The organism is Photorhabdus namnaonensis (assembly GCF_001684335.1).
GTDB lineage: Bacteria > Pseudomonadota > Gammaproteobacteria > Enterobacterales > Enterobacteriaceae > Photorhabdus > Photorhabdus namnaonensis.
Map to the genome: position 1 here is coordinate 15,779 of NZ_LOIC01000085.1, position 25,286 is coordinate 41,064.

Annotated in this window: 24 protein-coding genes and 1 pseudogene; 5 read left to right on the plus strand and 20 right to left on the minus strand. The window is 41.8% G+C overall.

The annotated features are described in order from the left end of the window. Nucleotides 1-274 precede the first annotated feature (274 nt). Together Phpb_RS25075 and Phpb_RS18875 are read left to right on the plus strand one after the other, a co-directional pair. Nucleotides 275-479, plus strand: a pseudogene (locus Phpb_RS25075) (IS30 family transposase); the annotation flags it as partial. A gap of 270 nt (nucleotides 480-749) precedes the next feature. Next, the gene (locus Phpb_RS18875) at nucleotides 750-2,426 is read left to right on the plus strand and encodes a S8 family peptidase (RefSeq protein WP_065391712.1); all 1,677 of its coding nucleotides are present in this window, start codon (nucleotides 750-752) and stop codon (nucleotides 2,424-2,426) included. Between the two features lie 86 nt (nucleotides 2,427-2,512). Here the strand turns inward: Phpb_RS18875 and Phpb_RS18880 are convergent, their stop codons facing one another. The 18 genes from Phpb_RS18880 to yceD form a co-directional block, all read right to left on the minus strand. Further along, on the minus strand, nucleotides 2,513-3,817 hold the full coding sequence (locus Phpb_RS18880) for an NAD(P)/FAD-dependent oxidoreductase (RefSeq protein ID WP_065391713.1): 1,305 nt from the start codon (nucleotides 3,815-3,817) through the stop codon (nucleotides 2,513-2,515). Nucleotides 3,818-4,233: 416 nt separating this feature from the next. Beyond that, nucleotides 4,234-5,256: a beta-N-acetylhexosaminidase gene (gene nagZ, locus Phpb_RS18885; protein WP_065391714.1), complete on the minus strand. Its 1,023-nt coding sequence runs from the start codon at nucleotides 5,254-5,256 to the stop codon at nucleotides 4,234-4,236. A gap of 50 nt (nucleotides 5,257-5,306) precedes the next feature. Continuing rightward, on the minus strand, nucleotides 5,307-6,170 hold the full coding sequence (gene thiK / locus Phpb_RS18890; protein WP_082302639.1) for a thiamine kinase: 864 nt from the start codon (nucleotides 6,168-6,170) through the stop codon (nucleotides 5,307-5,309). Beyond that, the gene (lpoB, locus tag Phpb_RS18895) at nucleotides 6,157-6,726 is read right to left on the minus strand and encodes a penicillin-binding protein activator LpoB (protein WP_065391715.1); all 570 of its coding nucleotides are present in this window, start codon (nucleotides 6,724-6,726) and stop codon (nucleotides 6,157-6,159) included. The genes thiK and lpoB overlap by 14 nt, the downstream gene beginning before the upstream one ends. Before the next feature lie 180 nt (nucleotides 6,727-6,906). Further along, complete coding sequence (hinT, locus tag Phpb_RS18900) at nucleotides 6,907-7,263, minus strand: purine nucleoside phosphoramidase (RefSeq protein WP_065391716.1); 357 nt, start codon at nucleotides 7,261-7,263, stop codon at nucleotides 6,907-6,909. A gap of 71 nt (nucleotides 7,264-7,334) precedes the next feature. Then, entirely contained in the window at nucleotides 7,335-8,120 is a 786-nt protein-coding gene (locus Phpb_RS18905; protein WP_065391717.1) for a metal-dependent hydrolase, read from the minus strand. A 31-nt stretch (nucleotides 8,121-8,151) separates the two neighbouring features. Next, entirely contained in the window at nucleotides 8,152-9,135 is a 984-nt protein-coding gene (gene holB / locus Phpb_RS18910) for a DNA polymerase III subunit delta' (protein ID WP_065391718.1), read from the minus strand. Beyond that, nucleotides 9,135-9,773 carry a dTMP kinase gene (gene tmk, locus Phpb_RS18915; RefSeq protein WP_065391719.1) on the minus strand — a complete coding sequence of 213 codons (639 nt, stop codon included), beginning with the start codon at nucleotides 9,771-9,773 and terminating at the stop codon, nucleotides 9,135-9,137. The genes holB and tmk overlap by 1 nt, the downstream gene beginning before the upstream one ends. Then, entirely contained in the window at nucleotides 9,770-10,795 is a 1,026-nt protein-coding gene (gene mltG, locus Phpb_RS18920; protein ID WP_065391720.1) for an endolytic transglycosylase MltG, read from the minus strand. Before mltG ends, tmk begins: the two co-directional genes overlap by 4 nt. 32 nt (nucleotides 10,796-10,827) lie before the next feature. Further along, a complete protein-coding gene (gene pabC / locus Phpb_RS18925) occupies nucleotides 10,828-11,652 on the minus strand; it encodes an aminodeoxychorismate lyase (protein ID WP_065391721.1) in 825 nt (274 codons plus the stop codon). A gap of 227 nt (nucleotides 11,653-11,879) precedes the next feature. After that, nucleotides 11,880-13,130, minus strand: a complete 1,251-nt coding sequence (fabF, locus tag Phpb_RS18930) for a beta-ketoacyl-ACP synthase II (RefSeq protein WP_065391722.1) — start codon at nucleotides 13,128-13,130, stop codon at nucleotides 11,880-11,882. Between the two features lie 73 nt (nucleotides 13,131-13,203). Beyond that, nucleotides 13,204-13,440, minus strand: coding sequence for an acyl carrier protein (acpP, locus tag Phpb_RS18935; protein ID WP_011147052.1), 237 nt, complete (start codon nucleotides 13,438-13,440; stop codon nucleotides 13,204-13,206). 154 nt (nucleotides 13,441-13,594) lie between these two features. Beyond that, nucleotides 13,595-14,329, minus strand: coding sequence for a 3-oxoacyl-ACP reductase FabG (gene fabG / locus Phpb_RS18940; protein WP_065391723.1), 735 nt, complete (start codon nucleotides 14,327-14,329; stop codon nucleotides 13,595-13,597). 8 nt (nucleotides 14,330-14,337) lie between these two features. Next, nucleotides 14,338-15,270: an ACP S-malonyltransferase gene (gene fabD, locus Phpb_RS18945; RefSeq protein ID WP_065391730.1), complete on the minus strand. Its 933-nt coding sequence runs from the start codon at nucleotides 15,268-15,270 to the stop codon at nucleotides 14,338-14,340. 24 nt (nucleotides 15,271-15,294) lie between these two features. Continuing rightward, nucleotides 15,295-16,248, minus strand: coding sequence for a beta-ketoacyl-ACP synthase III (locus tag Phpb_RS18950; RefSeq protein ID WP_065391724.1), 954 nt, complete (start codon nucleotides 16,246-16,248; stop codon nucleotides 15,295-15,297). Nucleotides 16,249-16,254: 6 nt separating this feature from the next. Further along, nucleotides 16,255-17,292, minus strand: coding sequence for a phosphate acyltransferase PlsX (plsX, locus tag Phpb_RS18955; protein WP_075489550.1), 1,038 nt, complete (start codon nucleotides 17,290-17,292; stop codon nucleotides 16,255-16,257). Nucleotides 17,293-17,321: 29 nt separating this feature from the next. After that, complete coding sequence (rpmF, locus tag Phpb_RS18960; RefSeq protein WP_011147057.1) at nucleotides 17,322-17,492, minus strand: 50S ribosomal protein L32; 171 nt, start codon at nucleotides 17,490-17,492, stop codon at nucleotides 17,322-17,324. A gap of 12 nt (nucleotides 17,493-17,504) precedes the next feature. Further along, nucleotides 17,505-18,029, minus strand: coding sequence for a 23S rRNA accumulation protein YceD (gene yceD, locus Phpb_RS18965; protein ID WP_036782159.1), 525 nt, complete (start codon nucleotides 18,027-18,029; stop codon nucleotides 17,505-17,507). 142 nt (nucleotides 18,030-18,171) lie between these two features. Here yceD and Phpb_RS18970 point away from each other — a divergent pair, with 142 nt between their 5' ends. Next, nucleotides 18,172-18,762: a Maf family protein gene (locus Phpb_RS18970; protein ID WP_065391725.1), complete on the plus strand. Its 591-nt coding sequence runs from the start codon at nucleotides 18,172-18,174 to the stop codon at nucleotides 18,760-18,762. Here Phpb_RS18970 and rluC read toward each other — a convergent pair. Then, nucleotides 18,759-19,718: a 23S rRNA pseudouridine(955/2504/2580) synthase RluC gene (rluC, locus tag Phpb_RS18975; RefSeq protein ID WP_065391732.1), complete on the minus strand. Its 960-nt coding sequence runs from the start codon at nucleotides 19,716-19,718 to the stop codon at nucleotides 18,759-18,761. The genes Phpb_RS18970 and rluC overlap by 4 nt on opposite strands. Before the next feature lie 559 nt (nucleotides 19,719-20,277). Here rluC and rne point away from each other — a divergent pair. Both rne and Phpb_RS18985 read left to right on the plus strand, forming a co-directional pair. Then, nucleotides 20,278-23,364 (plus strand): ribonuclease E, encoded by a 3,087-nt coding sequence (rne, locus tag Phpb_RS18980; RefSeq protein WP_065391726.1) that lies wholly within the window; start codon nucleotides 20,278-20,280, stop codon nucleotides 23,362-23,364. A gap of 184 nt (nucleotides 23,365-23,548) precedes the next feature. Beyond that, nucleotides 23,549-24,181, plus strand: a complete 633-nt coding sequence (locus tag Phpb_RS18985; RefSeq protein WP_065391727.1) for an SDR family oxidoreductase — start codon at nucleotides 23,549-23,551, stop codon at nucleotides 24,179-24,181. A 44-nt stretch (nucleotides 24,182-24,225) separates the two neighbouring features. Here the strand turns inward: Phpb_RS18985 and tmaR are convergent, their stop codons facing one another. Further along, nucleotides 24,226-24,543: a PTS system regulator TmaR gene (gene tmaR, locus Phpb_RS18990; protein WP_046396789.1), complete on the minus strand. Its 318-nt coding sequence runs from the start codon at nucleotides 24,541-24,543 to the stop codon at nucleotides 24,226-24,228. Nucleotides 24,544-25,286 lie beyond the last annotated feature (743 nt).

Below are 25,286 nucleotides of genomic sequence, written 5' to 3' on the forward strand. Positions count from 1 at the left end.
TCAACATTAATAATTTCAAATTAATTTTATTGTTTTATTTTAATAATGTGATACGAATCACATTTATGATTGTTTGTTTCTGTAACAGAAAAAATAAATTGTGATAATTGTCATAAATTGGTGATGAGACATTGTCTTTTATGATTATGTGAGGGGTTAGGGTTATCCATGCCAATCTTGCTTCTTATCTGCTGCTCGCTCTGCCAGAAGCTTATTTAACCTAAATCCTTCATAATCATATGGGATAAATAGCATGATTTGTTGGTGTCATTGCTCTTCTTGGGAAAGGAGGAGCAATAAAAATATCAATGGGTTAATCAAGCAATGCTTTCCAAAAGGAACCGATTTTAATGAAATCTCTAAGCAGGAAATAAAGTTTGTGGTAAACCGATTAAGTAATTGCCCCTGAAAAACTTGGGGTGGTAAAACATCCAATGAATTATTTATAAGGAATACGGATATGTTTACTTCCAGAGTAACGATGTTGCACTTATTATGTGAATCTATTCCACAATATTAATGATGTTATTCAAACCTACCCACCTTAATAAAAGTCTACTTTTTATTTTAAGAAAAATAACTTCCTTACCAAAGCGATTGTAAATTAATTCTAAAATCACATTCAGCAATAAACAGTATAGATAACCCAGTTACTCTCTAACAGAACAATGGACTAAGAAATAATAATAATATGAAATACCCAGTTATAGTTATACTGAGGAGGAAATTAACCAAAGAGGAGAATGATAATGAACATATCCCTTGAGTACTTTCAATCTGCAAAATTTGACGGTAATTTATATCTCAAATGTCACGGTGAAATTAGTAACAATACAGAAATAAAATACACCGTAACCAATTCAAATACAAAAGAGATATATGAATGCTATAGTGAAGATAATCAAATCGCCTGTTTGACTTCACTAAAACCCGCAAATTATACCATAGAAACCATTCTTGTTCAGGATGGTAAAACAATTGCCGAGCTTACACCAGAAAATATAGAAATAAAAGAATCAGATTTCTTGTTTGATATCAATAAGAAAATCGATGAGATAGATAAAAACGAAACTGATAATATCGACATTAACCATATACCCCCAAAACAAACACCCTCTAAAAGTAACACTGTCTCTTTAAAAGGAAATAATGACATCCCAAATAAAAATTTAAAGTATAATCTTGAGATTATGTTTTCCTTTGATGGATTAAGAAAATTTGAAATAGAAAAAGATAATTTATTACCTATTTTTAATTCATATAAAAACGCAATAGAGATAAAACCTGTTTTTAATCAAGAAGATTTAAATAGGAAAACCTGGAAAACACCAGAATTCAGTAAATTAACTCATCTTTACAGGATAGATGCTGATATTAATCACGCTGATTTGGTCAAGTTAGCCAATGAACTAGAGGAGCTGGATTATGTCGAATTTTGCTCTCTTACGCCGATTTTGAAAGAGCTGCCGCCGCCACCTTTACTTCTGTCCGAAGAGGAAACCATAATTCCTAAATTTGATACTACTCATATCGTTACACCTGATTTTTCACATCTACAAGGATATTTAGACGAACATAACGGTATGAATATTAGAAAAGCCTGGGATGAAGGTTATAAAGGTAAAGGCGTCACTGTACACCATCTTGATTTTGGCGTTTATAGAAACCATGAGGATTTAGTTGGTAATATTACGGTTATCAACAGCCGCCCAGAAACACAAGATTGTAATCATGGCACAGCAGCCACCGGCTGTATTTCTGCAAAAGATAATGAATTCGGAGTGACGGGTATTGCTCACGAATGTCAGTTCCGTTTTTATGACGTCGATGATTTTGATAGAATCATATATAGCTTTTTACCAGGTGATATTATTAGTTTGAATATCCAAACTGTAGCTAATAATAGATATTACCCTTTTACCTATCTCAAATCTAATTGGCAAAGAATAAAAAGTTGTGCTGATGCAGGAGCAATCATTATTTTCGCTTCTGGTAATAGTGGTATTAATTTAGCCTATGACTTCACTTTCCCTAATTATGGCGATCCTGGTGGTATTATGATCGGTGCCTGTGCGTCAATTAATGGACACCGATTAGTCTTTTCCAATCATAATCTTCACACCAGTTTAAATTCCTGGGGTGAGAATGTCACAACTACTGGATATACAAACTTACAGTACCTACCAGGAAATAATAGAAATTATACTCGCGGTTATAATGGCACATCCAGTGCTACACCTTTAGTCGCAGGTGCATTAGCACTTATTCAGTCCTATGCTAAATCAAAATATCATAAATATCTTAATTGCACTCAAATAGCAACACTGGTTAGAAGTAGCGGTTTTACAATAGGAGAACTACAAGGAATCGGCTCGCGACCAAATGTCGCCAATGCTTTCAAATTAGTTGATCGTCTGTTTTCTTAATTAAGATAAGTGATTTCAGATCAAAGTAGTGATGTATTATCAGGGCCACCCGTTATTCTACGGGGGGCCTTATATAAATTAAATAATTAATGCAGTTTCAATCGAGGACGAATGACACGGTTAATGCCGCCAACAAGCATCATCAAGCCAGTTTTGATATATCCATGTAAGGCTACCTGATGCATACGATACAAAGAGATATAGACAGCACGAGCTACACGCCCTTCTATCATCATTGAACCACGCATCAGATTGCCCATCAAACTACCCACCGTACTGAATTTAGACAATGATACTAATGAGCCATGATCTTTGTAGGTATACTCTTTTAATGGTTTATCATGCAACAAGGCAATAATATTACTGTAACAGCAGCTAGCCATTTGATGTGCTGCTTGCGCCCTTGGTGGCACAAAACCCCCTTCCTTCTTCGAGCATGATGCACAATCACCAATGGCAAAAATATGATCATCAAATGTCGTTTGCAGCGTTGGCTTCACCACTAGCTGATTAATCCGGTTAGTTTCAAGACCGGCAATATCTTTCATAAAATCAGGTGCTTTGATACCGGCAGCCCATACCATGAGATCAGCTTTAATCAGCTCGCCCTCTTTAGTATTCAACCCGTCTTCATCAGCGCTGGTCACCATAGTTTTGGTTAACACATGAACACCAAGCTTTGTCAGTTCCTGATGTGCCGCAGCAGAAATACGCGCCGGCAATGCAGGCAAAATCCGCTCTCCCGCTTCGACTAACGTAACGTTCAACGCTTCTGAATTCAGCCCTTCAAAACCATAACTGTTAAGCTGTTTTACCGCATTGTGCAATTCCGCTGATAATTCAACACCTGTCGCACCACCGCCAACGATAGCAATATTAACCTTATCTTGCTGACCACAACTTGCAGAATACTTAAGAAACAGATTCAACATTTCATTATGGAAACGGTGAGCCTGTTGCGGGTTATCCAAGAAGATACAGTGCTCTTTCACACCCTGTGTATTAAAATCATTAGATGTACTGCCCAAAGCCATGACCAAAATGTCATAGCTCAATTCACGTTCAGGCACCAGTACTTCGTTATATTCATCCCTGATCTCAGACAAAGTAATTTTTTTGTTGTCACGGTGAATATCAGTCAACGTCCCTAATTGGAAACTGAAATAGTGGTTACGGGCATGAGCCAGATAACTCAACGCATCAACCCCATCGTCAAGGGAACCCGTTGCCACTTCATGTAATAACGGCTTCCATAAATGACTTTGGTTACGATCCACCAGCACAATTTCTGCTTTCTTTTTGCGACCCAACTTATGCCCCAGACTGGTTGCCAGTTCCAAACCACCGGCACCTCCACCAATGATAACAATTCTCTTCTTTGGTGTTGTCATGACTACTCCACTAAAATGTAAACCAAATGTTATTTAAGGGCAGCAAAATAATACCTTTAAATAACATTTAGCTTTATACAAATAACTAATGTGATAATTACAGAATATCATGACTGGTTAGTAGGGCATACCAAAATTGAATAACATCAAATTCTTTTGAATAAATAAACATCAATCACAAAATTTGTCAATTTATTTTCAGTTGGTTGGATTCATCTCTTATTTTTATCATGTTTTTATTGACGTAGGAAAGAAAATATGAATTTAGAAAGAGATCTTAAAAAAACCTGATATCAAAGAAATTTCAGGAATACGACAATGTTATTTATACAAAAAAGCGGGATATTTTCCCGCACAATTAACGCTAAAGGTCATCTATTTGGCAATAAAACAAACATAAAAGATGACTTTACAAATTACCGCACACAACCCTGCCATTGCTCATGTAAAGCCGTTAGTGCTTTATTAGCCTGCTGCCAACGTTTTGAATTCTTTAACTCATTCAAACTGTATTGACCGCCTCGATGATACAATTCTGATAATTTCTCCACGTTGGTCAAAGGCAGATTATCAAGTACGCTAACTGCTCCATCACGGTTATTACATATCAAAATCATGTCACAACCTGCATTGAGTGCAGTTTGTCCGCGTTCAACGTAACTTCCCATCATCGCCGCCCCCTCCATAGAGAGATCATCGGAAAATATCACGCCATCAAAGCCCAATTGCTGACGCAGCACTGATTTTAACCAGTATGACGACCCGCTGGCTGGATGCTCATCTACCTGAGAATAGATCACATGAGCCGGCATAATCGCATCCAACAAATTGCGCTGAATAAAATCACGAAAAATAGACATATCATGATGACAAATAACTTCCAACGGGCGATCATCACAGGGAGTTTCTTTATGAGAATCAGCATTAACAGCACCATGCCCCGGAAAATGTTTACCCGTCGATTTCATACCAGCAGAATGCATGCCTTTAATAAAGTGCTCCGCCATCATCTTGGCCTGTTCGGGATCTTCATGGAATGAACGTTCACCAATAGCCACACATCGGTGACCTAAATCCAAAACCGGAGCAAAGCTGATATCGATATCCATAGCAATCATTTCAGACGCCATCAACCAACCCGTCTCTTCCGCCAATTGAGCGCCCTTGAGATTGTCACTCAACCCAGCAAAAGATTGAGCCGCCGGTAAACAAGTGAAACCTTCACGGAAACGCTGAACTCTGCCGCCTTCTTGATCAACAGCAATCACAAGACGATGACGGGAAGCCTTACGAATCTGACGTACTAATTCTCGTAATTGCTCAGGATCATGAAAATTACGGGTAAACAGAATTAATCCGCCCACTAATGGATGTTGCAAAATTTCCTTCTCTTCATTATCCAATTCATAACCAACAACATCTAACATGACCGGACCCATAACATTCCTCACTTTATATTCTGTATTGCAATCAATGCAGTGCGATATATTTAAAACGTTAGACCAAAAGAGAGGCGTAACGGTTGCGCTAATTCTAAAAATTGTGGATCACCACTCTGTTTCCAACGCACTTCAAACCACATCAAAAACATATAATCAACCCAAGGTCGCCAACGTTTAATCTGGCGCTCTAATAGTGTGCGATTCAAGTATCCTGATGGCTGACAACAATAATAGTTCAAAAAATCCTGCTGTTGCGATTCATTCCAGTGATTAGTGCGAAACAGCGTCGCTAGCGCAAATCCAATATCGGTATCAGTCGCATATTCCCAATCAATGAGTTTCAGCCCCTGAAAAGTATTAAGCAAATTACCGTAATGCACATCCATATGAGCGGGTGATAATTTTAGTATTGAAGGCATTGGAGATGACATAAAATGTTTATGCAACCGCAACCAGCGGGGAGTAAGACGCGCTTTATCAATTTGCAACCAATGGCTTTCTAACTGATGCCGTGGTTGAAGCCGGTAGCCAAACAGCGGTTGGTGATGCAAAATCGCCAATAATGCCGCCAATTTTTGCAAAAAATCAGGCTGAGAAAACTCATTTTGCCCAATCACGTAGCCGGGTAACCATTCCAATAACAGCCAGTGAGGGGCCATCGCTATGACTTGCGGAGCAATTTTTACCTGGCTGAGATGGCGCAAAATGGCGCTTTCACGCTGACGATCGATGCCAAGTTGTTTCCCCTGCCGCCACCGCCTGCGGCCGACAACATGATATTCACCATTGGTGGCATAATAGCTCTCATTTGTCAGACCACCTAGCGGTCTTATCTTCCAATCGTTTACCGCAGTATGCGGCCATTGCCTGCACAATGCCCGCAACAAACAATCATGATTATTTAACGTCACCGTGCCCCGACCAGAGAATCTCACCCGTCTGTACCAACATCAGTTGCATGACGATATCACGCTTATCGCTGTTACCTGAAACTATAGAATAGAGGACATAATCCGCATTCAAATAACGCGCCAGACCAACCGCTTTACTACGCAATCCCAAACTATCTTCTTCAGATAAGCCCAGAGATTGACGGGCACTTTGCACCTGATTTTGTGGTACTAACTCAAAAACATGCTTGCTACTGACAGCTTGACGCAGAGCGTCAGTTGCTTGCATGGTTTGTAATGCACCATTGGTATTGTTTTTCACTGTATCCACTAATAGTAATTTCCCGTTTTCCAACCCATGAGCCTTAACTAATTGCTCTACTAATGGCTGCACAGTACTTTCCCAGTCAATCGCGCGCATTTTCGGGAGTTCTGGCACTTTTTCCGATGGCGGCGTCGGTTTTTCCGATGGAGTCACAGGTACAACCGGAGTCGGAGGTTCAGGCTGTTCCGGCGGCAAGGATGGACATCCCGCCAAAAACATAACCGATAGTGCTACAAAAAGAATTCTTCTCATTAACCTATTCCAATTACAGAGTTTTAAAAAACAGATAAATTTCTGCTATAACAGCAGCAATATATTATCGGTTCAACTCCAATAATAAATTTGCAGCATTTATTAGAAAATCGAGATATTCGAGGTTATCTTGAAATAAACATCCCCGAATATCTGCTTATATCCATGAATTTCAATACTTCACATCATTCTCATCAGTAATGGCCCTAAATGACGACCACCAACCAAATGCATATGGATATGATAAACTTCCTGCCCGGCATGGCGGTTACAGTTCATAATCAAGCGATATCCATCTTCCGCAATGCCTTCTTGTTCAGCAATTTTTGCCGCAACCGTCATCATTCGCCCCAACGTGGCTTCATGCTCCGGTTTAACATCGTTCACTGTTGGGATCAGGACATTTGGAATAATCAGAATATGAGTCGGTGCCTGAGGGGAAATATCACGGAATGCAGTGACCAGATCGTCCTGATAAACAATATCAGAAGGTATTTCACGGCGAATAATTTTACTGAAAATAGTTTCTTCTGCCATCATATTTTCCTTTTATTCAAAAAAACAACCGATATATGAGCGCTTACAAGCCAAAGATTCAAGTCGATAAATCAAATTTTGTCTACATCGACATGAAATAAATCGCAAAAATTCTGGGTAGTCACCTCCGCTATTGCCTCAACACTCACACCTTTGAGTACAGCCATATATTCCGCAACATCACGTACATAGGCTGGCTGGTTCTCTTTGCCACGATGAGGGACGGGTGCAAGGTAAGGCGAGTCGGTCTCAATCAGAATACGATCCAATGGTACATATCTCGCCGCTTCACGGATCTGCTCTGCATTACGGAAAGTCACAATACCTGAGAATGAAATATAGAAACCTAAATCCAGTAATTCCCTAGCCGTATCTTTATCTTCGGTAAAACAGTGCAAAACACCACCACATTCTCGAGCCTGTTCTTCACGCAATACCTTTAAAGTATCATCACGAGCACTGCGGGTATGAACAATAACAGGCTTGTTGAGTTCGCGTCCGATACGAATATGTTCACGAAATGAGGTTCGCTGTAATTCAGCATTATCCTGTTGATAATAGTAATCCAACCCAGTTTCACCTAGTGCAACCACTTCATTCCCAGCCGCTAAACGCGCCAACTCATCAAAGTCATAACCTTCATCCAAGTTAAGTGGATGAATACCGCAGGAAAATACGATATTTTCCCGTTCACCAATTAGCGTTTTCATTTGCTGGAAACCAGGTAGCGTTGTCGCTACTGCCAGCATAAATTTAACCTCCCGATCTGCCGCTTTTGCAACAACATCATCTACATTTTTATGTAGGTTTTCATAATCGAGACAATCGAGATGACAATGCGAATCAACTAACAACATATTTAAACTCGTATACAAAAAGATTTCAGGGTTATGAAGTAAACTGTTTTTCCCAATTAAGCAACTGTTCTACCAACAACAATTCCCAATTTACGCCCACGACTGAAAGCAATTGATGACGACAAGACATCCAATCACCAACGCTTTGCAGCAAAACAGCCATAGTATGCATAGAACTCAATTGATAAATCAGCGTTTGTTGATCCTGATTGATGCAATAATGTTGTACCTGCTGTCGCCACTTCACCGCATCAAGTAACAAACTAATAAGCCAATGAAGGCGTTGTGGTGCATTTTCATGATTAAGTTGGGGTAAAAGTGACAACGCATCACGTTTATCCAAAGCCTGTTTGACAGCCTGACAAAACTGTTCCCGTATCTGCCATTGCTCCGGTTGCAATAATTGCTCTGCTGCCACAGGAGCCCCCTGAGACAGTTTCAATGCTGTTATTACATCGGCGGAAGAAATTAAAGGCAACTGTTTTTGCAACCAATAAAGACTACTTTCCGTTTCAGGCGTCGGCAAAAAATAGTAAAAACAGCGGCTACGTAAAGTTGCCAAAAGGCTGGCTGGTTGCCGACATTCCAGAAGAAAATAGGTATGTTCCGGCGGCTCCTCCAACGTTTTCAATAATGCATTAGCCGCAGCATCTGTCAAACACTCGGTCAAAGGTAACCAGACAATTTTTACCCCACCTTGCTGAGAACGGCTATAAAGCTTTTCCGTAATCTGCCGTACCGCTTCCACACCAACGCTAGTTTTACCCTTCTCCGGTGACATAATGTACCAATCAGGATGAGTCTCTGCCATCATCAGATGACAGCTATGACACTTCCCACAACTTTTCATCCCCTGTCTATCCTGACACATCAACCATCGGCTTAATCCATATATCAACACATCGGCCCCAGTACCTGCATTAGCATGAACCAATAAGGCGTGATGCCCTCGACCTCGCTGGTGAGATTCCACCAACTGACGATATGCCTGATTAAGCCACGGATACCAATTCATCAGCCATTTTCCTGCTGCTTTAGCCATTGCCCAAGTACCTGATAAATATCTGCTTGTACTTGCTCTATCGGTTGAGCCGCATCAACGGTCACAATACTCTTATCCTGTGCCGCCAACTCTAGGTAACGACTGCGCGTACGATCAAAAAAATCCATCGACTCTTTTTCAATTCTGTCTAACTCTCCGCGTTCACGGGCACGCAGTAAACCAATCTGAGGAGGAAGATCGAGATAAATAGTCAGGTCAGGACGAAAATCACCAAGCACAGTATCACGTAGCGAAGTCATTAAGTTTTTATCAATACCACGTCCTCCCCCTTGATATGCTTGGGAAGAGAGGTCATGACGATCACCCACAACCCATGTGCCGCAAGCCAAAGCAGGCTTAATCACATTTTCGACTAATTGAACTCTGGCTGCATATAGCATTAACACCTCTGCTTTATCCGTCAGAGATTCACCTTCAACACCTTGTTTAATTAACCCTCGTAATTTTTCCGCCAGTGGTGTTCCACCCGGCTCACGGGTAAAAATTAAATCCTGAATACCGTGCTGCTGCAATATGTCAACGACTGTTTTCATCGCTGACGTTTTTCCCGCACCTTCCAGCCCTTCAATAACAATAAATTTGCTGTTCATTTGTCTTGTTTTAACCTCTGACGGTAAACATTTACCGCCTTGTTATGCGCAGCCAGATTGGTCGTAAAAGTATGGCCGCCTTTACCATTCGCCACAAAATAGAGAAATTCGGTTTTTGCCGGGTGGGCAGCCGCTTTTATGGAAGCGAGGCCAGGCATCGCAATCGGTGTGGGTGGCAGGCCATCAATCATATAAGTATTGTAGGGCGTCAATGTTGTTAAATCTTTACGAAAAATAGTTCCTGTGTATTTTTCACCTAAACCATAAATCACGGTCGGATCAGTTTGAAGCCGCATGCTCAACCGTAAACGATTAATAAATACAGAAGCAACTTTTGTCCGCTCAGCCTCAACACCCGTCTCTTTTTCAATAATCGACGCCATAATCAACATTTCATAAGCATTCTTATAGGGCAGATTTTCGTCGCGCCCTTCCCATTCCTCTTCAAGCGTCATTTTCATCTGTCGATATGCTCGTTTCAGCAATGCCACATCGCTTGTACCTGCCGTATAGTGATAGGTATCAGGATAGAGCCACCCTTCCAGCGCATCGGTATCTTTGATATCGAGTATTTCCGCCAATTCCTGAGCATTCTTATCATCCAACTCATGTTTAAGATACTCAGATTGCTGTAGTATTTTCCACCAGTCAGATAAACGGCTACCTTCAACGAAACGAACCGTGAATTGCGCCTCTTTACCACTAGAGAATAACTGCAACATTTCCCGCAAAGTCATTTCACGTGCCAATTGGTAAGTTCCCGCTTTAAACTCGGCAAGTTTTGGCTCCAGCCTTAATAACCAAGGGAAAATATGGCTATCTTCAATCAGATTATCCTGAACTAGTAACGCCTCCAAACCATGACGACCAATACCGGCAGGTAAGGTAAATATTCGATCCTGTTTAATTGTGAGTGTTTGATCCGCAAATTTTTCAACTTTTTTATAGCCAGCATAGAGTAATATTGTTGCCGTAATGACAATCAAAACCAATAGAGCAAAAAGACGTTTTTTTCGTTTCATTAATTAATCTAATCACTTAAACACATTATGAATCACAACTTCAAACATTCAGGAAGCAAATAATCATACAGCTTCCTTGACTGATATTTCCATGTGGGCTGATTTTCATGAACTTGAATTTCTCTGACAGGTATCACTGGCATTAAAGAATTACAGACTATCACCTCATCTGCGTCAGCCAATGTTTCGGGATAACAATTTACACAGGAGAAGTCATAATCACTTTCCGATAATAACGCGATTATTCTTTCCCGCATCACCCCTTCGATACCACAACCTCGTAAATCAGGAGTATACACATCTTTTCCTTTACGCCAGAAAATGTTTGCAGTACCGCATTCAACCAACAAACCATCAGTATCAAGTACCAGAGCTTCATCAGCATTTAATTTTTCGATAAATGATTTAATCAATACCTGCTCTAATCGGTTAAGGTGTTTAATTCCAGCAAGATAAGGATTTATTCCCATCGGTATCGGACTGAGCACCAGAGAGAAACCTTTCTGACGCTGTTTCAAATATTTATCGGGATAAGGACTAAGAGACAAAATCTGATTGGATTGCGTAAAACCCTGAGCACTATAACCACGCCCTCCGGTTCCGCGGGAAATAATAACTTTAAGTACACCTTGTTCAGTTGCGGAAACAATCTGTTTTATATGGTGTTCAAGCTGTTGCCAATCGGGTTGTGGAAGATATAACCTTTCAACGCCTTTTTGTAATCTTTGGATATGCAGTGGCAATAAAGCGACCTGCCCCTGCTCTATTTTTGCTGTTGTGAAACAACCATCACCAAATTGAACTGAACGATCATTGACAGGTAAATAGTCACTCCGCTCACCATTAATCCAATACATATAGCTTCGTTCTTAATTACTCAAAAAAGGCATTTCAACCAATTTATCAACAAACGGTATGATAGTATATCGCTGACACGAGTGCAAAAATGTCCATAATTCTTGCCACAAAAAAGCTCCAATAATTATTTACTATTGGAGCTTTCTATACTATCGCCTTAAAGTATTTACAAAATCATGCTGAGCGGAACTCAACCCTATTTTTCTGTAATCTCAGGCTCTACCTGTTAATCAGGTTTAATCTTACGGAAAATCAGTGAGCCGTTAGTACCACCGAAACCGAAAGAGTTACACAATGCATATTCCATCCCCTCTACCTTACGGGACTCATTTGGCACGAAATCCAAACGGCAGTTCTCATCCTGGTTTTCCAGGTTAATAGTGGGTGGAACAACCTGATCACGCAATGCCAGGATAGTAAAAATAGATTCAACCGCTCCCGCAGCACCCAACAAATGACCCGTCATTGATTTGGTGGAACTTACTAAAACATCAGTACCTTCACCAAACACAGACTCAACCGCATGGGCTTCCGCTAAATCGCCAGCCGATGTTGAAGTACCGTGAGCATTAATATATCCCACTTGCTTGGTAGTGATACCGGCATCTTTCAGCGCATTTTCCATCGCCAACGCAGCACCTGCGCCGTTTTCTGGTGGTGACGTCATATGATAAGCATCACTGCTCATGCCAAAGCCAACGATTTCTGCGTAAATTTTCGCACCACGTCTCTTCGCATGCTCATACTCTTCCAGTACCAGAATACCTGCGCCATCCCCCAGAACAAAGCCATCGCGGTCTTTATCCCACGGACGGCTTGCGCTCTGTGGATTATCATTACGGGTAGATAACGCACGGGCAGCGCCAAAACCACCAACCCCTAGAGGAGTACTGGCTTTTTCCGCACCACCTGCCAGCATAATGTCAGCATCATTATAAGCAATAATACGGGCGGCATGACCAATATTATGTACACCTGATGTACATGCTGTGGCGATAGAAATGCTTGGACCACGCAAGCCGTAAATAATACTCAAATGACCTGCTACCATGTTTACAATCGTAGAAGGTACGAAGAATGGGCTGATCTTACGAGGACCGCTCGCCACCAATGCCCCGTGATTTTCTTCAATCAGACCCAAACCACCAATACCAGAACCAATAGCAGCACCAAAACGACTAGCATTGGCTTCTGTTACTTCAATTCCGGAATCTTCAATGGCTTGCACACCTGCTGCAATACCATATTGAATGAAGTCATCCATTTTTCGTGCATCTTTGCGCGAAATATTGAAATCTTCATGATTAAAATCTTTAACCAGACCTGCAAACTTAGTTGCATGGTGACTGGTGTCAAAATGGTCAATAAGGCTGATACCACTCTGTCCGGCACAAACAGCTTTCCAAGAAGATTCTGCTGTATTACCGACAGGAGATAACATGCCTAGTCCGGTCACAACTACTCGACGCTTAGACACGCTTATCCTCCAGGGAGGGAAATTATTTAGGGCAGAAACATAGGCGGTCGAATGACCGCCTAGGTGTGTTCACTTATTCGCTTTGGTTCTGGACGTAATCAATAGCTGCCTGAACTGTAGTGATCTTTTCTGCTTCTTCATCTGGAATTTCGATATCGAACTCTTCTTCCAGAGCCATTACCAGTTCAACTGTGTCAAGAGAATCAGCGCCCAAGTCATCTACAAAAGAAGCTGAATTAACGACTTCTTCCTCTTTAACACCAAGTTGTTCAACGATGATTTTTTTAACGCGTTCTTCAATAGTGCTCATGCTATTAAATTTCCTATCAAAATTCGCTTTCGCGATGGTTTTCGTAGTTTATAAAATACAGGAAAAGATGCAACCCAATCCCGGCTGGTCGAACCACAAACTTGCACTATTTTGCGTTATTTGACACAAAAAATGCAACTGGTTCGCTCATTTTTTAGTTCATATACATGCCGCCATTGACATGTAATGTTTCGCCTGTGATGTAAGCCGCTTCATCAGAAGCGAAGAAAGCCACAGCACTAGCAATTTCTTTTACATCCCCAAGCCGCTTAGCGGGGATATCGCTTGAAAAGTTCGCCAATTGCGCCTCTGGCAATGCTTTTAGCATATCAGTTTCAATAAGCCCTGGCGCAACAACGTTAACAGTAATACCACGGGAAATCACTTCGCGAGCCAATGTCTTACTAAAACCAACAAGCCCTGCTTTCGCCGCTGCATAGCTTGCTTGCCCAGCGTTCCCCATCGATCCAACAACAGAACCAATAGAGATGATACGACCATAACGTTTTTTTATCATGAAGCGCATTACCGCTTTTGTCATACGGAAAACGGATGAAAGATTAGTGTCAATAACATGCTGCCACTCATCATCCTTTATGCGCATCACTAGGTTATCACCTGTGATACCCGCATTATTCACTAAAATATCAAGCCCACCCCACTCTGTTCGAATGGTAGACATAAGCTGTTCAATCGATTCCGGATCAGTGACATCCAATACAAAACCTTTACCTTTTTCACCAAGGTAAGTACTGATGACTTCAGCACCTTTTTCGCTTGTCGCTGTACCAATGATATAGGCCCCACGCTCTGCTAATAGTTCAGCAGTTGCACGGCCGATACCACGGCTAGCACCTGTTACTAATGCAATCTTTCCGTCTAATCTCATATTGTTCCTCAATTATTTTCCAATGCAGTTACTAGTGAAGCTGTGTCATTAACTGCTGCTGCACTTAAGGTATTGACAATTCGTTTAGTTAAACCTGTCAAAACTCTACCTGGCCCTATTTCTAATAGCCGCCCGACACCCTGTCCAGCAATAAATTCAACTGTTTCTGTCCAACGAACAGGGTTATAGAGTTGTCGTACCAGTGCATCACGGATAGCTTCAGCAGATTGTTCTATTTTCACATCAACATTATTTACCACCGGGAACTGAGGATGGCTAAATTCAATTCCTTCCAAAACAACTGCCAGCTTATCTGCGGCGGGTTTCATCAGCGCACAATGCGACGGTACACTGACTGCCAAAGGCAGCGCACGTTTCGCTCCGGCGGCTTTACATGCATCACCAGCACGCTCTACCGCCTCTTTCTCACCGGCAATGACAACCTGGCCAGGTGAGTTAAAGTTAACAGGAGAAACAATTTGCCCCTGAGCTGCTTCTTTACAGGCGTGATCAATGGATTCATTATCTAAGCCAATAATAACATACATTGCGCCAACGCCTTCAGGTACAGCTTCTTGCATCAATTTGCCACGCAGTTCAACAAGTCTAATTGCTTGTTTGAAATCAATGACACCTGCACAAACCAGTGCAGAATATTCACCAAGGCTATGTCCAGCCATCAGTGATGGTGCTTTTCCACCTTTTTCCTGCCAGACCCGCCAAATAGCAACCGATGCTGCCAACAACGCGGGTTGAGTTTGCCATGTTTTATTCAGTTCTTCTTCTGGCCCCTGCTGAACTAGTGCCCAGAGATCATATCCCAGTACATCAGATGCTTCAGCAAAAGTTTGCTCGACAACCGGGAACGCTGTAGCCAAATCGGCCAACATGCCAAGGTCTTGAGAACCCTGACCAGGAAATACCATTGCAAATTCAAACATAGACATGTTCATCTTCCTGTCAAATTAAAAACGTATCAGTGCTGAACCCCAAGTAAGGCCACCACCAAAAGCCTCAATTAAGATTAACTGACCACGCTTAATCCGGCCATCACGCACTGCTTCGTCAAATGCTGTGGGTACCGATGCCGCAGAAGTATTACCGTAACGATCTAGTGTTACCACTACTTTATCCATTGTCATGTCTAATTTTTTAGCTGTCGCTGCGATAATACGCAAATTAGCCTGATGAGGTACCAGCCAATCCAACTCACTATACGGTAAGTTATTTGCTGCTAAAGTCTCATCAACTATATTAGCCAATTCACGAACTGCAATCTTAAATACTTCATTACCGATCATACTGGCATACGCTGGTTCTTTTAGATTCTGACGCTCCTGATAAGGCAATACCAACAATTCACCATAGCTACCGTTTGCATGAAGGTGAGTTGAAAGAATTCCTGGCTCATTAGAAGCCCCTACCACCATAGCACCTGCACCATCGCCAAACAGGACAAGTGTTCCGCGATCTTCTGGATCAAGTGTTCTGGTTATAGAATCAGAACCAATAACCAATGCATGTTTTGCCACACCGGTTCTAATAAACTTATCAGCAATACTCAGTGCATAAACAAAGCCAGAACAAGCGGCGGAAATATCAAAAGCCGCTGAATTTTGGGTACCCAACATGTGCTGAATTTGGCACGCAGAACTGGGGAAAGCATGGGTGGATGAAGCTGTCGCAACAATGATTAAATCAATCTGGTCTTTATCAATGCCCGACATTTCAATTGCTTTCTTGGCGGCCCGAAACCCCATAACCGCAACGGTTTCATCATCAGTGGCAATACGACGTTCGCGGACACCTGTACGGGTCACAATCCATTCATCAGACGTATCTACCATTTTTTCTAAATCAGCATTAGTACGCACTTGCGCAGGCAGATAACTACCTGTACCTAAAATTTTTGTATACATGTATGTTCAGTCACTCTTGGGTAATGCTGTTTCCAGGCGTGCAGCAATTCTATCAGGAACCTGCCTTTCAACGGCCTGAACAGCCTGTTCGATTGCGGCTTTAAACGCATGCTCATTAGCCGCCCCATGGCTTTTGATTACAATTCCATATAATCCTAACAGACATGCGCCATTATACTGGTCAGGGTTCAGGTGACCGAAGCGTTTTGTCATCCGTTTTTGCAACCACTTCTTGACTATTTTCAACAACCAGGAAAACTTTTTCTTTTGTCCATCCGATGATTTAAGCAGGGATAAGAAAACTCTGATCGCCCCTTCCATCGTTTTTAACGTCACGTTACCTGCGAAGCCGTCACATACCAGTACATCACTCTTACCTGTCAGTAATTCATCACCTTCCAGATAACCAATGTAATTTATTGTCGGAATGCTCTTTAAAACAGTGGCGGCTTCGCGGATATTATCCAGCCCTTTACTCTCTTCTGTACCAATGTTAAGCAATGCTACCGCGGGATTAACCACCCCTACGACTTCTTCGGCCATTACTGAACCCATAATGGCGAATTGTACCAACATGCGGCTATCGCAATTAACATTGGCGCCTAAATCCAATACGACCGTTTCCCGCTGTTTCAGGTTTGGCAACACGGTCATCAAAGCAGGTCTTTCAATGCCTTCTATAGATTTTAGCATTAATTTAGATAACCCCATCAATACTCCGGTATTTCCTGCACTGATACACGCCTGCGCTTCACCTGATTTCACTAAATCCAGGGCAATACGCATTGACGTTCCTCGGCTGTTACGAATCGCTTGCGATGGTTTCGCATCATTAGCCACAACCCGTTCAGCAGGAACTACTTGTAAACGACTGAGCAACTCAGCATCGCTATTTACAAGCATCGGAGAAATGATATCGGGAATCCCGACCAGCAATAATTTAAGTCTAGGGTTAGACGCCAGTGCCTGCAATGCAGCAGGCACCGTAACGCGAGGACCAAAGTCCCCGCTCATGGCATCTAACGCTAAAGTCAGATTAGTCAAGGTATTAACTTGCTAATGACTGGCGGAGATTATTTGTTGATGACTTTGCGGCCACGATAGTAGCCATCAGCAGTCACATGGTGACGCAGGTGAGTTTCACCAGAAGTTTTATCTACAGACAGTAATGGTGCAGTCAGTGCATCATGAGAACGACGCATACCACGTTTAGAACGAGTTGGTTTATTCTGTTGTACGGCCATTGACCTTACTCCTTAAGTACTTTTCTTTAAGCTGGCTAATACGGCAAATGGGTTTGGTTTTTCAGCCTCTAGAGGTAATTCGCCAAACACCATGTCCGCCTCGGACACTTCACAGTGTTCAGAATCATGTACCGGAACTACCGGCAGAGAAAGAATTATTTCATCTTCAATCATTGCCAGCAAATCTATTTCGCCAAATTCGTTAACGTCAATTGGCTCATACTCTTCCGGTAATGCTTCAGCCTGTTCATCATTGACGACCGGGCTAAAACAATATGTTATGTGAACGTGATGGCTGAAATTACCGCCACAACGCTGACATTCAAGCGTAACATCCACATCGGAATGCCCACGCACAACCGCCAGACGTTGGTTATCTATCTGAAACGATAAAACGCTGTCTACATCATTGTCCACGCTAACCACAGATTCCGCGATACGCAAAACTTGCTCAGGTGAATAACTACCTGCGTAGTCTAATCGTTTCTGAGCTGCGCGAAGCGCATCAATGGTTAGGGGTAATTTTACCTTTTGCATAAGGCGCGCATATTATCTTTGTAATGAGATATAGTCAAAGAAAAAGGCCACACATCTGCACCTTTCCGCCAAATATTCGCTTATTAAGCTGTGCCTAGTTTAAAATGCCTGCAATTATTTCGCCATGTCTTTTGGAAAAATTATGACACAAATCATTTTAGCTTCCACCTCAGTTTACCGCAGCATGTTACTGGAAAAACTTCGTTTACCCTTTATATGCGCGGCTCCTGATACTGATGAAACACCTCGAATGAATGAAAATGCAGAACAGCTCGTTATGCGTTTGGCACAAGCCAAGGCACAGGCATTACAAGCTAAATATTCTCAGCATTTGATTATTGGTTCCGATCAGGTTTGCGTTATTAATGGCGAAATTACCGGCAAACCTCACAGTTTTGAAAATGCATTTAAACAATTACGGCAAGCCAGTGGTCATTGCGTCACCTTTTATACCGGCATTTCTCTCTTTAACAGCAAAACAGGAATAGCAGATACCCGTTGCGAATTATTCAATGTCTATTTTAGGGAACTCACTGATGATGAAATCTGGGCTTATTTAACCGCGGAAAAACCCCTTAATTGTGCCGGAAGCTTTAAAAGCGAAGGGTTAGGAATTACTTTATTTGAACGACTTGAAGGGAAAGACCCGAATACGCTAATCGGTTTACCATTAATTACATTGACTGAATTATTAATCCGCCAGGGGGTAAACCCGCTGACGGCGATAGGTTAATTACTGTGATGCTGACGTAGCGTTTTTATACAATAGCGCAACTGCTCATCCATCGGCGCTTCAAGACGTAATGTCTCCCCCGTCGAAGGATGAGTAAATTTTAGCGCACTGGCATGCAAAAATAGGCGGTTAAGACCCGTATCTGACAGTTGCGAATCAAAAACTTTATCGCCATAACGATCATCAAAAGCGATCGGATGCCCGGCATATTGTGTATGAACACGGATTTGATGAGTCCGACCTGTCACAGGGCTGGCTTTCACTAATGTTGCATTGGTAAAACGCTCTTCTACTTTAAAACGTGTTTCAGAAGGCTTACCTTCATTGTTTACCTTAACAATCCGCTCACCACTTTGCAGGATGTTTTTCAGCAATGGAGCCTGAACAACTTTACAATGTGATTGCCATTGTCCTCGAACTAAAGCCAGATAATCTTTCTGCATCTGTTTAAGTCGTAATTGCTCGTGCAAAGCCCGTAAAGTTGAACGTTTTTTAGCAATTAACAGAATTCCAGAGGTATCACGATCCAAACGATGCACCAATTCGAGGAATTTGGCTTCCGGACGTAAAACCCGTAGCCCCTCAATAACGCCAAAACTTAAGCCACTGCCGCCATGAACCGCCGTACCTGAAGGTTTATTGAGCACCAGAATATGGTCATCTTCGTATAAGATACAATCGCCTAATGCAGCAACTTTATCCAGTTTAGCTGAAACCGGCGCCTCTTGCCGTTCTGCAACCCGAACCGGCGGAATTCTGACAACATCCCCCGCAGACAATTTATACTCAGGTTTTACCCTGCCTTTGTTTACCCGAACCTCGCCTTTACGCACAATTCGGTAAATCATGCTCTTAGGAACCCCTTTCAAACGCGCTAATAAAAAATTATCAACCCGCTGTCCGGCCTCATCGTCATCAATAGTGACAAATTGTACAATTTGATTATTCGTTTTCATGATAGCAATTTTAATTATCACTCAAGCAGAGTGCTACTCATTTTTAAATATGTGTAAAAATTACGCATACTTTCTGGCTGTTACCTTCCCTACTTTAAGATAAAGATTAAATATTAACTATTTCTTCCTATTTCATCAGAAAAACCGCTTAAAGACATAAAGTCACCTTGCTATCACCCCAACAGCAATGGAATAATACGTAGCCACCATCAGTTTTTTAATCCTGAATGGCGAAGTTAAACGTTTGTTCTTTATTTGATTGCACAAAAACGCAGCAATGGCGTAAGACGTACTGGGAAATCAAATAATTAGCGGGCTACGGGTAGCAGATTACTGGAATTGGATCAAATCCGCTTCATTTATATTTGCAGATTATTCCTAGAAAAAGGTACTGTTTTCTAAGTGAAAATTCAGACCTGCCGAAAATATGCGTCTCTATACAAACGACAACCGGGAGGTTGGCGGATTTGTAAAAGACACGAGACCATCGGTTACCAGTCGCTCATCTATATTTGCCCGTGGCTCTATAACTAATGTAAAAAATAATGAGTAAGTTACAATGAAAAGAATGCTAATCAACGCAACTCAGCAAGAAGAGTTGCGTGTTGCTCTGGTTGACGGGCAACGTCTTTATGATTTGGATATCGAAAGCCCAGGACACGAGCAAAAAAAAGCAAATATCTACAAAGGTAAAATCACCCGAATTGAACCTAGTTTGGAAGCCGCTTTTGTTGACTATGGTGCTGAACGGCATGGTTTCCTTCCTATTAAAGAAATAGCCCGCGAATACTTCCCCAATAACTACCATCCTCATGGTCGCCCTAATATCAAAGATGTTCTCAGGGAAGGCCAGGAAGTTATCGTTCAAGTCGATAAAGAAGAACGTGGTAATAAAGGGGCTGCTTTAACTACTTTTATCAGCCTGGCGGGCAGTTATCTGGTATTAATGCCTAATAATCCTCGCGCCGGCGGTATTTCCCGCCGTATCGAAGGAGATGACCGCACAGAACTGAAAGAGGCGTTGGCATCGCTAGAAGTGCCGGAAGGAATGGGACTGATCGTCCGCACCGCGGGCGTCGGTAAATCCGCAGAAGCATTACAGTGGGATTTATCATTCCGCCTTAAACACTGGGAGGCGATCAAAAAAGCCGCTGAAAACCGCTCTGCGCCATTCTTAATCCATCAAGAAAGCAATGTTATCGTCCGTGCTTTCCGCGACTATTTGCGCCCAGATATCGGTGAGATTTTAATCGACAATCCCAAGATTCTCGAGCTGGCGCGGCAGCATATCACTGCACTTGGCCGCCCGGATTTCACCAGTAAAATCAAGCTGTATAGTGGTGAAGTTCCCCTGTTCAGTCATTATCAGATTGAATCGCAGATTGAATCTGCATTTCAGCGTGAAGTTCGCCTGCCATCAGGCGGTGCTGTGGTTATCGATACCACAGAAGCATTAACCGCGATCGATATTAACTCCTCCCGTGCAACACGCGGAGGGGATATCGAAGAGACCGCTTTTAATACCAACCTTGAAGCAGCGGATGAAATTGCCCGTCAGTTACGCCTGCGTGACCTTGGTGGTTTGATTGTTATCGATTTTATCGATATGACACCCGTACGCCATCAACGTGAAGTGGAAAACCGCCTACGTGATGCCGTTCGTCAGGATCGTGCTCGTATTCAAATTGGTCGTATTTCCCGCTTTGGCCTACTAGAAATGTCCCGGCAGCGCCTGAGCCCATCGCTAGGTGAATCCAGCCACCACGTTTGCCCGCGCTGTAGCGGCACAGGGACTATTCGTGATAACGAATCCCTGTCGCTATCCATTTTACGTCTGATTGAAGAAGAGGCACTGAAAGAGAATACGCATCAAGTACATGCTATTGTTCCAGTACAAATCGCCTCATATCTACTAAATGAAAAACGCCAGGCAGTTAGTGCGATTGAGCGCCGTCAAGGAGACGTTGGCGTGGTGATCGTGCCTAACGATCAAATGCAGACTCCCCACTTCTCTGTCCTACGCGTGCGTAAGGGCGAGGAAATTTCTACACTGAGTTATCTGCTTCCTCAATTTCATGAAACTGGGACGACAAATCTCCAAGAAGATGTCCAACCTGAACGTAAGCGTCCTGAACAGCCCGCGATTTCTGCCTTTGCTTTACCAGCCGATACGCCAGCACAGCAACCATCACATAAAGAAAAAGAGAAAAAGCCTAATCGCCCTGCTCAGACTATAACGGAACCACCTGGTCTCTTTAGCCGCTTCTTGACTGCTTTGAAAAAAATATTCAGCACAGAAGAAGAAAAACCGGCCCAGAAAAAAGAGAATAAATTATCTAGTCATGATAGCCGCCGCTCTTCTGAACGACGTAACCAACGTCGTCAAAATTCACGTAAAGATCGTGATGATAATAATCTGCGTGATGAGCAACGTAATAATCGTGATCGTGACGAGCAACGAAAAAATCGTAATACTCAACAGAAAAATGGTACTCAAGATAACAACGTGACGATAGATACGGCTGCTCGTGAAGCTCAACAGCAGCAACGTCGCGAGCAACGCGCAGAACGTCAACGCCGTCGTCAAGAAGAAAAACGCCAGCAGCAGCCTGAAACCCAGAAGCCAGAAGTTGTTGAAAATGAGGTTGAAGAACGTCTGCCAGTCGCACCACGTCGCCAACGTCGTCAGCTTGAGCAAAAAGTTCGCATCATAGATGAAGTGAAAGAAGTTACAACTGTCGCTTCACTGCCGGTCCCTGTTGTTACAGAAGAGCAATTACCAGTACCAGTTGAAATACCTGTAGAAACAGTTCAGCCACAACAACTGGCTGAAAATAAAGAGCAACAAGATAATGTAAATAAAGAGCAACAAGATAATGTTATGCCACGCCGCTCTCGTCGCTCACCTCGCCATTTGCGCGTTAGTGGTCAGCGCCGCCGCCGTTACCGCGATGAAAGAAATCTACTTCAATCACCGGCGCCATTATCTATGGCTGTTGCATCACCAGAAATGGCTTCCGGTAAAGTTTGGGTTCGCTATCCGGTGGTTCCGATTTCCATAGAAATTCCTGAGGAAATTGCCATGATCGAACAGCAAGAACAGCAAAATGAGGTATTGTCAGCAATAGCAGTAGAAGCAGTATCTGCAATCACCGTTGTTGCAGAATCTGAACAAACCATCACTGAATCGCCTAAGGTAGCGGAGACGCTGGAAGTTCGCCAAGACGGAATCAAACCTGAAACAGGCATTACAGAACAAAATGACATTGTTCTACAGCAAACTGAATCAGTGCAGGAAGAGCCGTCAGTTATTGAACTTGTCGCAATAACGCCGATTGCCCTTGAATTTGAACAGCAACCTGAAACAGAAGAAAACATTATTGTTTCTAAAGAAATTGCAGCAGTGACGACTATCGAAGAGAGTAAGGATAAAATGGTTAAACAGCCTGTCGCCATTATAGCCAAAGTTCATCATGCTTATGCGCCAATGACCAAAGCGCCAGCCCCTGAGATGATTGAAAAATCCATTGTTATTAACGAATGGCAACGACCTTTTTCTCATTTTGAAGGGAAAGGAGGAGCTGGGGGCCATTCAGCCACTAATGCGGCCACTTCACCAATGGCTAAACCGCAGTCTTTCGAATAAATAACATTATTTAATGTTAGCAGAATGGCTCTTTTTGAGGAGCCATTTTTTTTGCCACTAACTCCACAAAAATAGTTACCATTAATTTTATTCTATCTACATAAGGGTTAGTTTAAACGGTTGTCACAGTTATTCTGTTCAATTAATTACCATTCAATTTCTTATTTAACCAGGAGAATAATCTATGAAACCGTGGCTTATTTTTGGTGCAGGTAGTGGCGTTGGACGTCATCTCGTGACTATCGCGCTGCAACAAAAACGTCCCGTAATTGCTCTTATCCGCAATTCTCAGCAGGCTACTGAGCTAAGTGCTTTAGGTGTCAAAGTGATACAGGGTGATGCCTGTAACGCGGAAGATGCTGAAAAAGCAGTACAACATGTAAGTTCAGAGGCAATCGTCTTTTCTACTATTGGTGGAATTGATTCAGATCTCTTTGGCAATATGACTATTATTGACACTATTGAGAAAACTGGAATAACACGTATGTTACTCGTTACCTCAATAGGCTGTGGCGAAGGCTGGAAAACCTTGTCACCTAGAGCTAAATCATTGTTTGGTCAATCTGTCAGGCGTAAATCAATGGCAGAAAGCTATCTCCAGACAAGTTCCTTGAATTACACAATTATTCGTCCAGGCGGATTAACAAATAAACCAGGAACAGGCCATTGCCAAAGATATCAGAGTGAAATTCATGGTGTAGTGAGTCGCCAAGATGTCGCACATCAACTTGCAATTATGGCAGAAGAAGAAACCTCATATCAGCAGATTTATACCTTAGTTGATCCAGAGCTTGAACCTGATTGGGCAGTTGCATAGTCGGTAAGAATAACCACGCATCAATGCGTGGTTATCTAACGATACTATTTGAGTTCACCCATTGCTTTAAGCTTCTTAGACAATTCACGACGCTCTTTAGAAAGATCCGCATTTTTAATTATGTGATCATCTATGCGGTCTTCATAATCACTTCTCATATTCATAATGATGCTCTGAATATCTTCAATTGACATACCGGGCTTGATGTATTCACTCAAGTTGTCAAGCAATAAAACTCGTTTCTGGTTATCACGTATTTTCTTTTCATTGTCTGCGATTTCACGCTGCAACTTATTCTTACGACGAAACATACGTACAAACTCCAGCACATTGTGGAATGATGGTTTATTTGCATTGTCCATTTTCATACCTTTCTTTTACTCAAACGTACAGATTATCCAATTTAACTACACAATAAGACCAAAATCATTAATAGACAAGTTAGTTTCCGTTATTTATTGATTCTCATTAATTACATAAACCTGTTAACTTCTTGCTAAAAGTTCAACATATTGACTCAATCGAAAACAATCGGCCATTGCGAATGAATAATAAATCGCCAATCCTCCACTGACAGAAGCACAATTTTTCCCTATCGCTCATCTTCCATCTCTTACTCTATAATTTTTTCAGGTTTCAAGTGTACTATTATTAATCATTATTATCTCATACAAAATCAATAAAAAACTATAAAGTTAATTCCATTTAGAAATTAAATCAGATATCAATAAACAAACCAAATAAAGACAATTAATTATATAAAATACGATAAAAAACTTGAATAATATACAGACTCAACATCAGTATTATCCCAATGTTCTATATATCTTAAACTGTCTTCACACTTTTATTTTTCAATTCCTTGTAAGATAGAGTTTTCAGATAGTTATTTTAAAGAAAATTTACATTAAATAAGAAAAGCCATTAGTTTATTAGTTTATTAGTTTATTAGTTTATTAGTTTATTAGTTTATTAGTTTATTAGTTTATTAGTTTATTAGTTTATTAGTTTATTATTTAAATAAATTTTCAAAATAATAGATCACTGGAAGGGAACTCAGTCCGATTTTTGCGATCTGATCAATTGCCAAAAATCCCAAACCTCA

Bases quoted from the DNA above. Each gene is read 5' to 3' on its own strand.
- rluC (WP_065391732.1), bottom strand. From the start codon at position 19,718: ATGAAAACGAATAATCAAATTGTACAATTTGTCACTATTGATGACGAT.
- lpoB (WP_065391715.1), bottom strand. From the start codon at position 6,726: ATGAGAAGAATTCTTTTTGTAGCACTATCGGTTATGTTTTTGGCGGGA.
- Phpb_RS18970 (WP_065391725.1), top strand. From the start codon at position 18,172: ATGACACAAATCATTTTAGCTTCCACCTCAGTTTACCGCAGCATGTTA.
- nagZ (WP_065391714.1), bottom strand. From the start codon at position 5,256: ATGGGTCCGGTCATGTTAGATGTTGTTGGTTATGAATTGGATAATGAA.
- mltG (WP_065391720.1), bottom strand. From the start codon at position 10,795: ATGAAACGAAAAAAACGTCTTTTTGCTCTATTGGTTTTGATTGTCATT.
- Phpb_RS18950 (WP_065391724.1), bottom strand. From the start codon at position 16,248: ATGTATACAAAAATTTTAGGTACAGGTAGTTATCTGCCTGCGCAAGTG.
- yceD (WP_036782159.1), bottom strand. From the start codon at position 18,029: ATGCAAAAGGTAAAATTACCCCTAACCATTGATGCGCTTCGCGCAGCT.
- Phpb_RS18880 (WP_065391713.1), bottom strand. From the start codon at position 3,817: ATGACAACACCAAAGAAGAGAATTGTTATCATTGGTGGAGGTGCCGGT.
- fabG (WP_065391723.1), bottom strand. From the start codon at position 14,329: ATGAGATTAGACGGAAAGATTGCATTAGTAACAGGTGCTAGCCGTGGT.
- fabD (WP_065391730.1), bottom strand. From the start codon at position 15,270: ATGTTTGAATTTGCAATGGTATTTCCTGGTCAGGGTTCTCAAGACCTT.
- pabC (WP_065391721.1), bottom strand. From the start codon at position 11,652: ATGTATTGGATTAATGGTGAGCGGAGTGACTATTTACCTGTCAATGAT.
- acpP (WP_011147052.1), bottom strand. From the start codon at position 13,440: ATGAGCACTATTGAAGAACGCGTTAAAAAAATCATCGTTGAACAACTT.
- rne (WP_065391726.1), top strand. From the start codon at position 20,278: ATGAAAAGAATGCTAATCAACGCAACTCAGCAAGAAGAGTTGCGTGTT.
- Phpb_RS18905 (WP_065391717.1), bottom strand. From the start codon at position 8,120: ATGTTGTTAGTTGATTCGCATTGTCATCTCGATTGTCTCGATTATGAA.
- rpmF (WP_011147057.1), bottom strand. From the start codon at position 17,492: ATGGCCGTACAACAGAATAAACCAACTCGTTCTAAACGTGGTATGCGT.
- hinT (WP_065391716.1), bottom strand. From the start codon at position 7,263: ATGGCAGAAGAAACTATTTTCAGTAAAATTATTCGCCGTGAAATACCT.
- tmaR (WP_046396789.1), bottom strand. From the start codon at position 24,543: ATGGACAATGCAAATAAACCATCATTCCACAATGTGCTGGAGTTTGTA.
- Phpb_RS18875 (WP_065391712.1), top strand. From the start codon at position 750: ATGAACATATCCCTTGAGTACTTTCAATCTGCAAAATTTGACGGTAAT.
- Phpb_RS18985 (WP_065391727.1), top strand. From the start codon at position 23,549: ATGAAACCGTGGCTTATTTTTGGTGCAGGTAGTGGCGTTGGACGTCAT.
- tmk (WP_065391719.1), bottom strand. From the start codon at position 9,773: ATGAACAGCAAATTTATTGTTATTGAAGGGCTGGAAGGTGCGGGAAAA.
- holB (WP_065391718.1), bottom strand. From the start codon at position 9,135: ATGAATTGGTATCCGTGGCTTAATCAGGCATATCGTCAGTTGGTGGAA.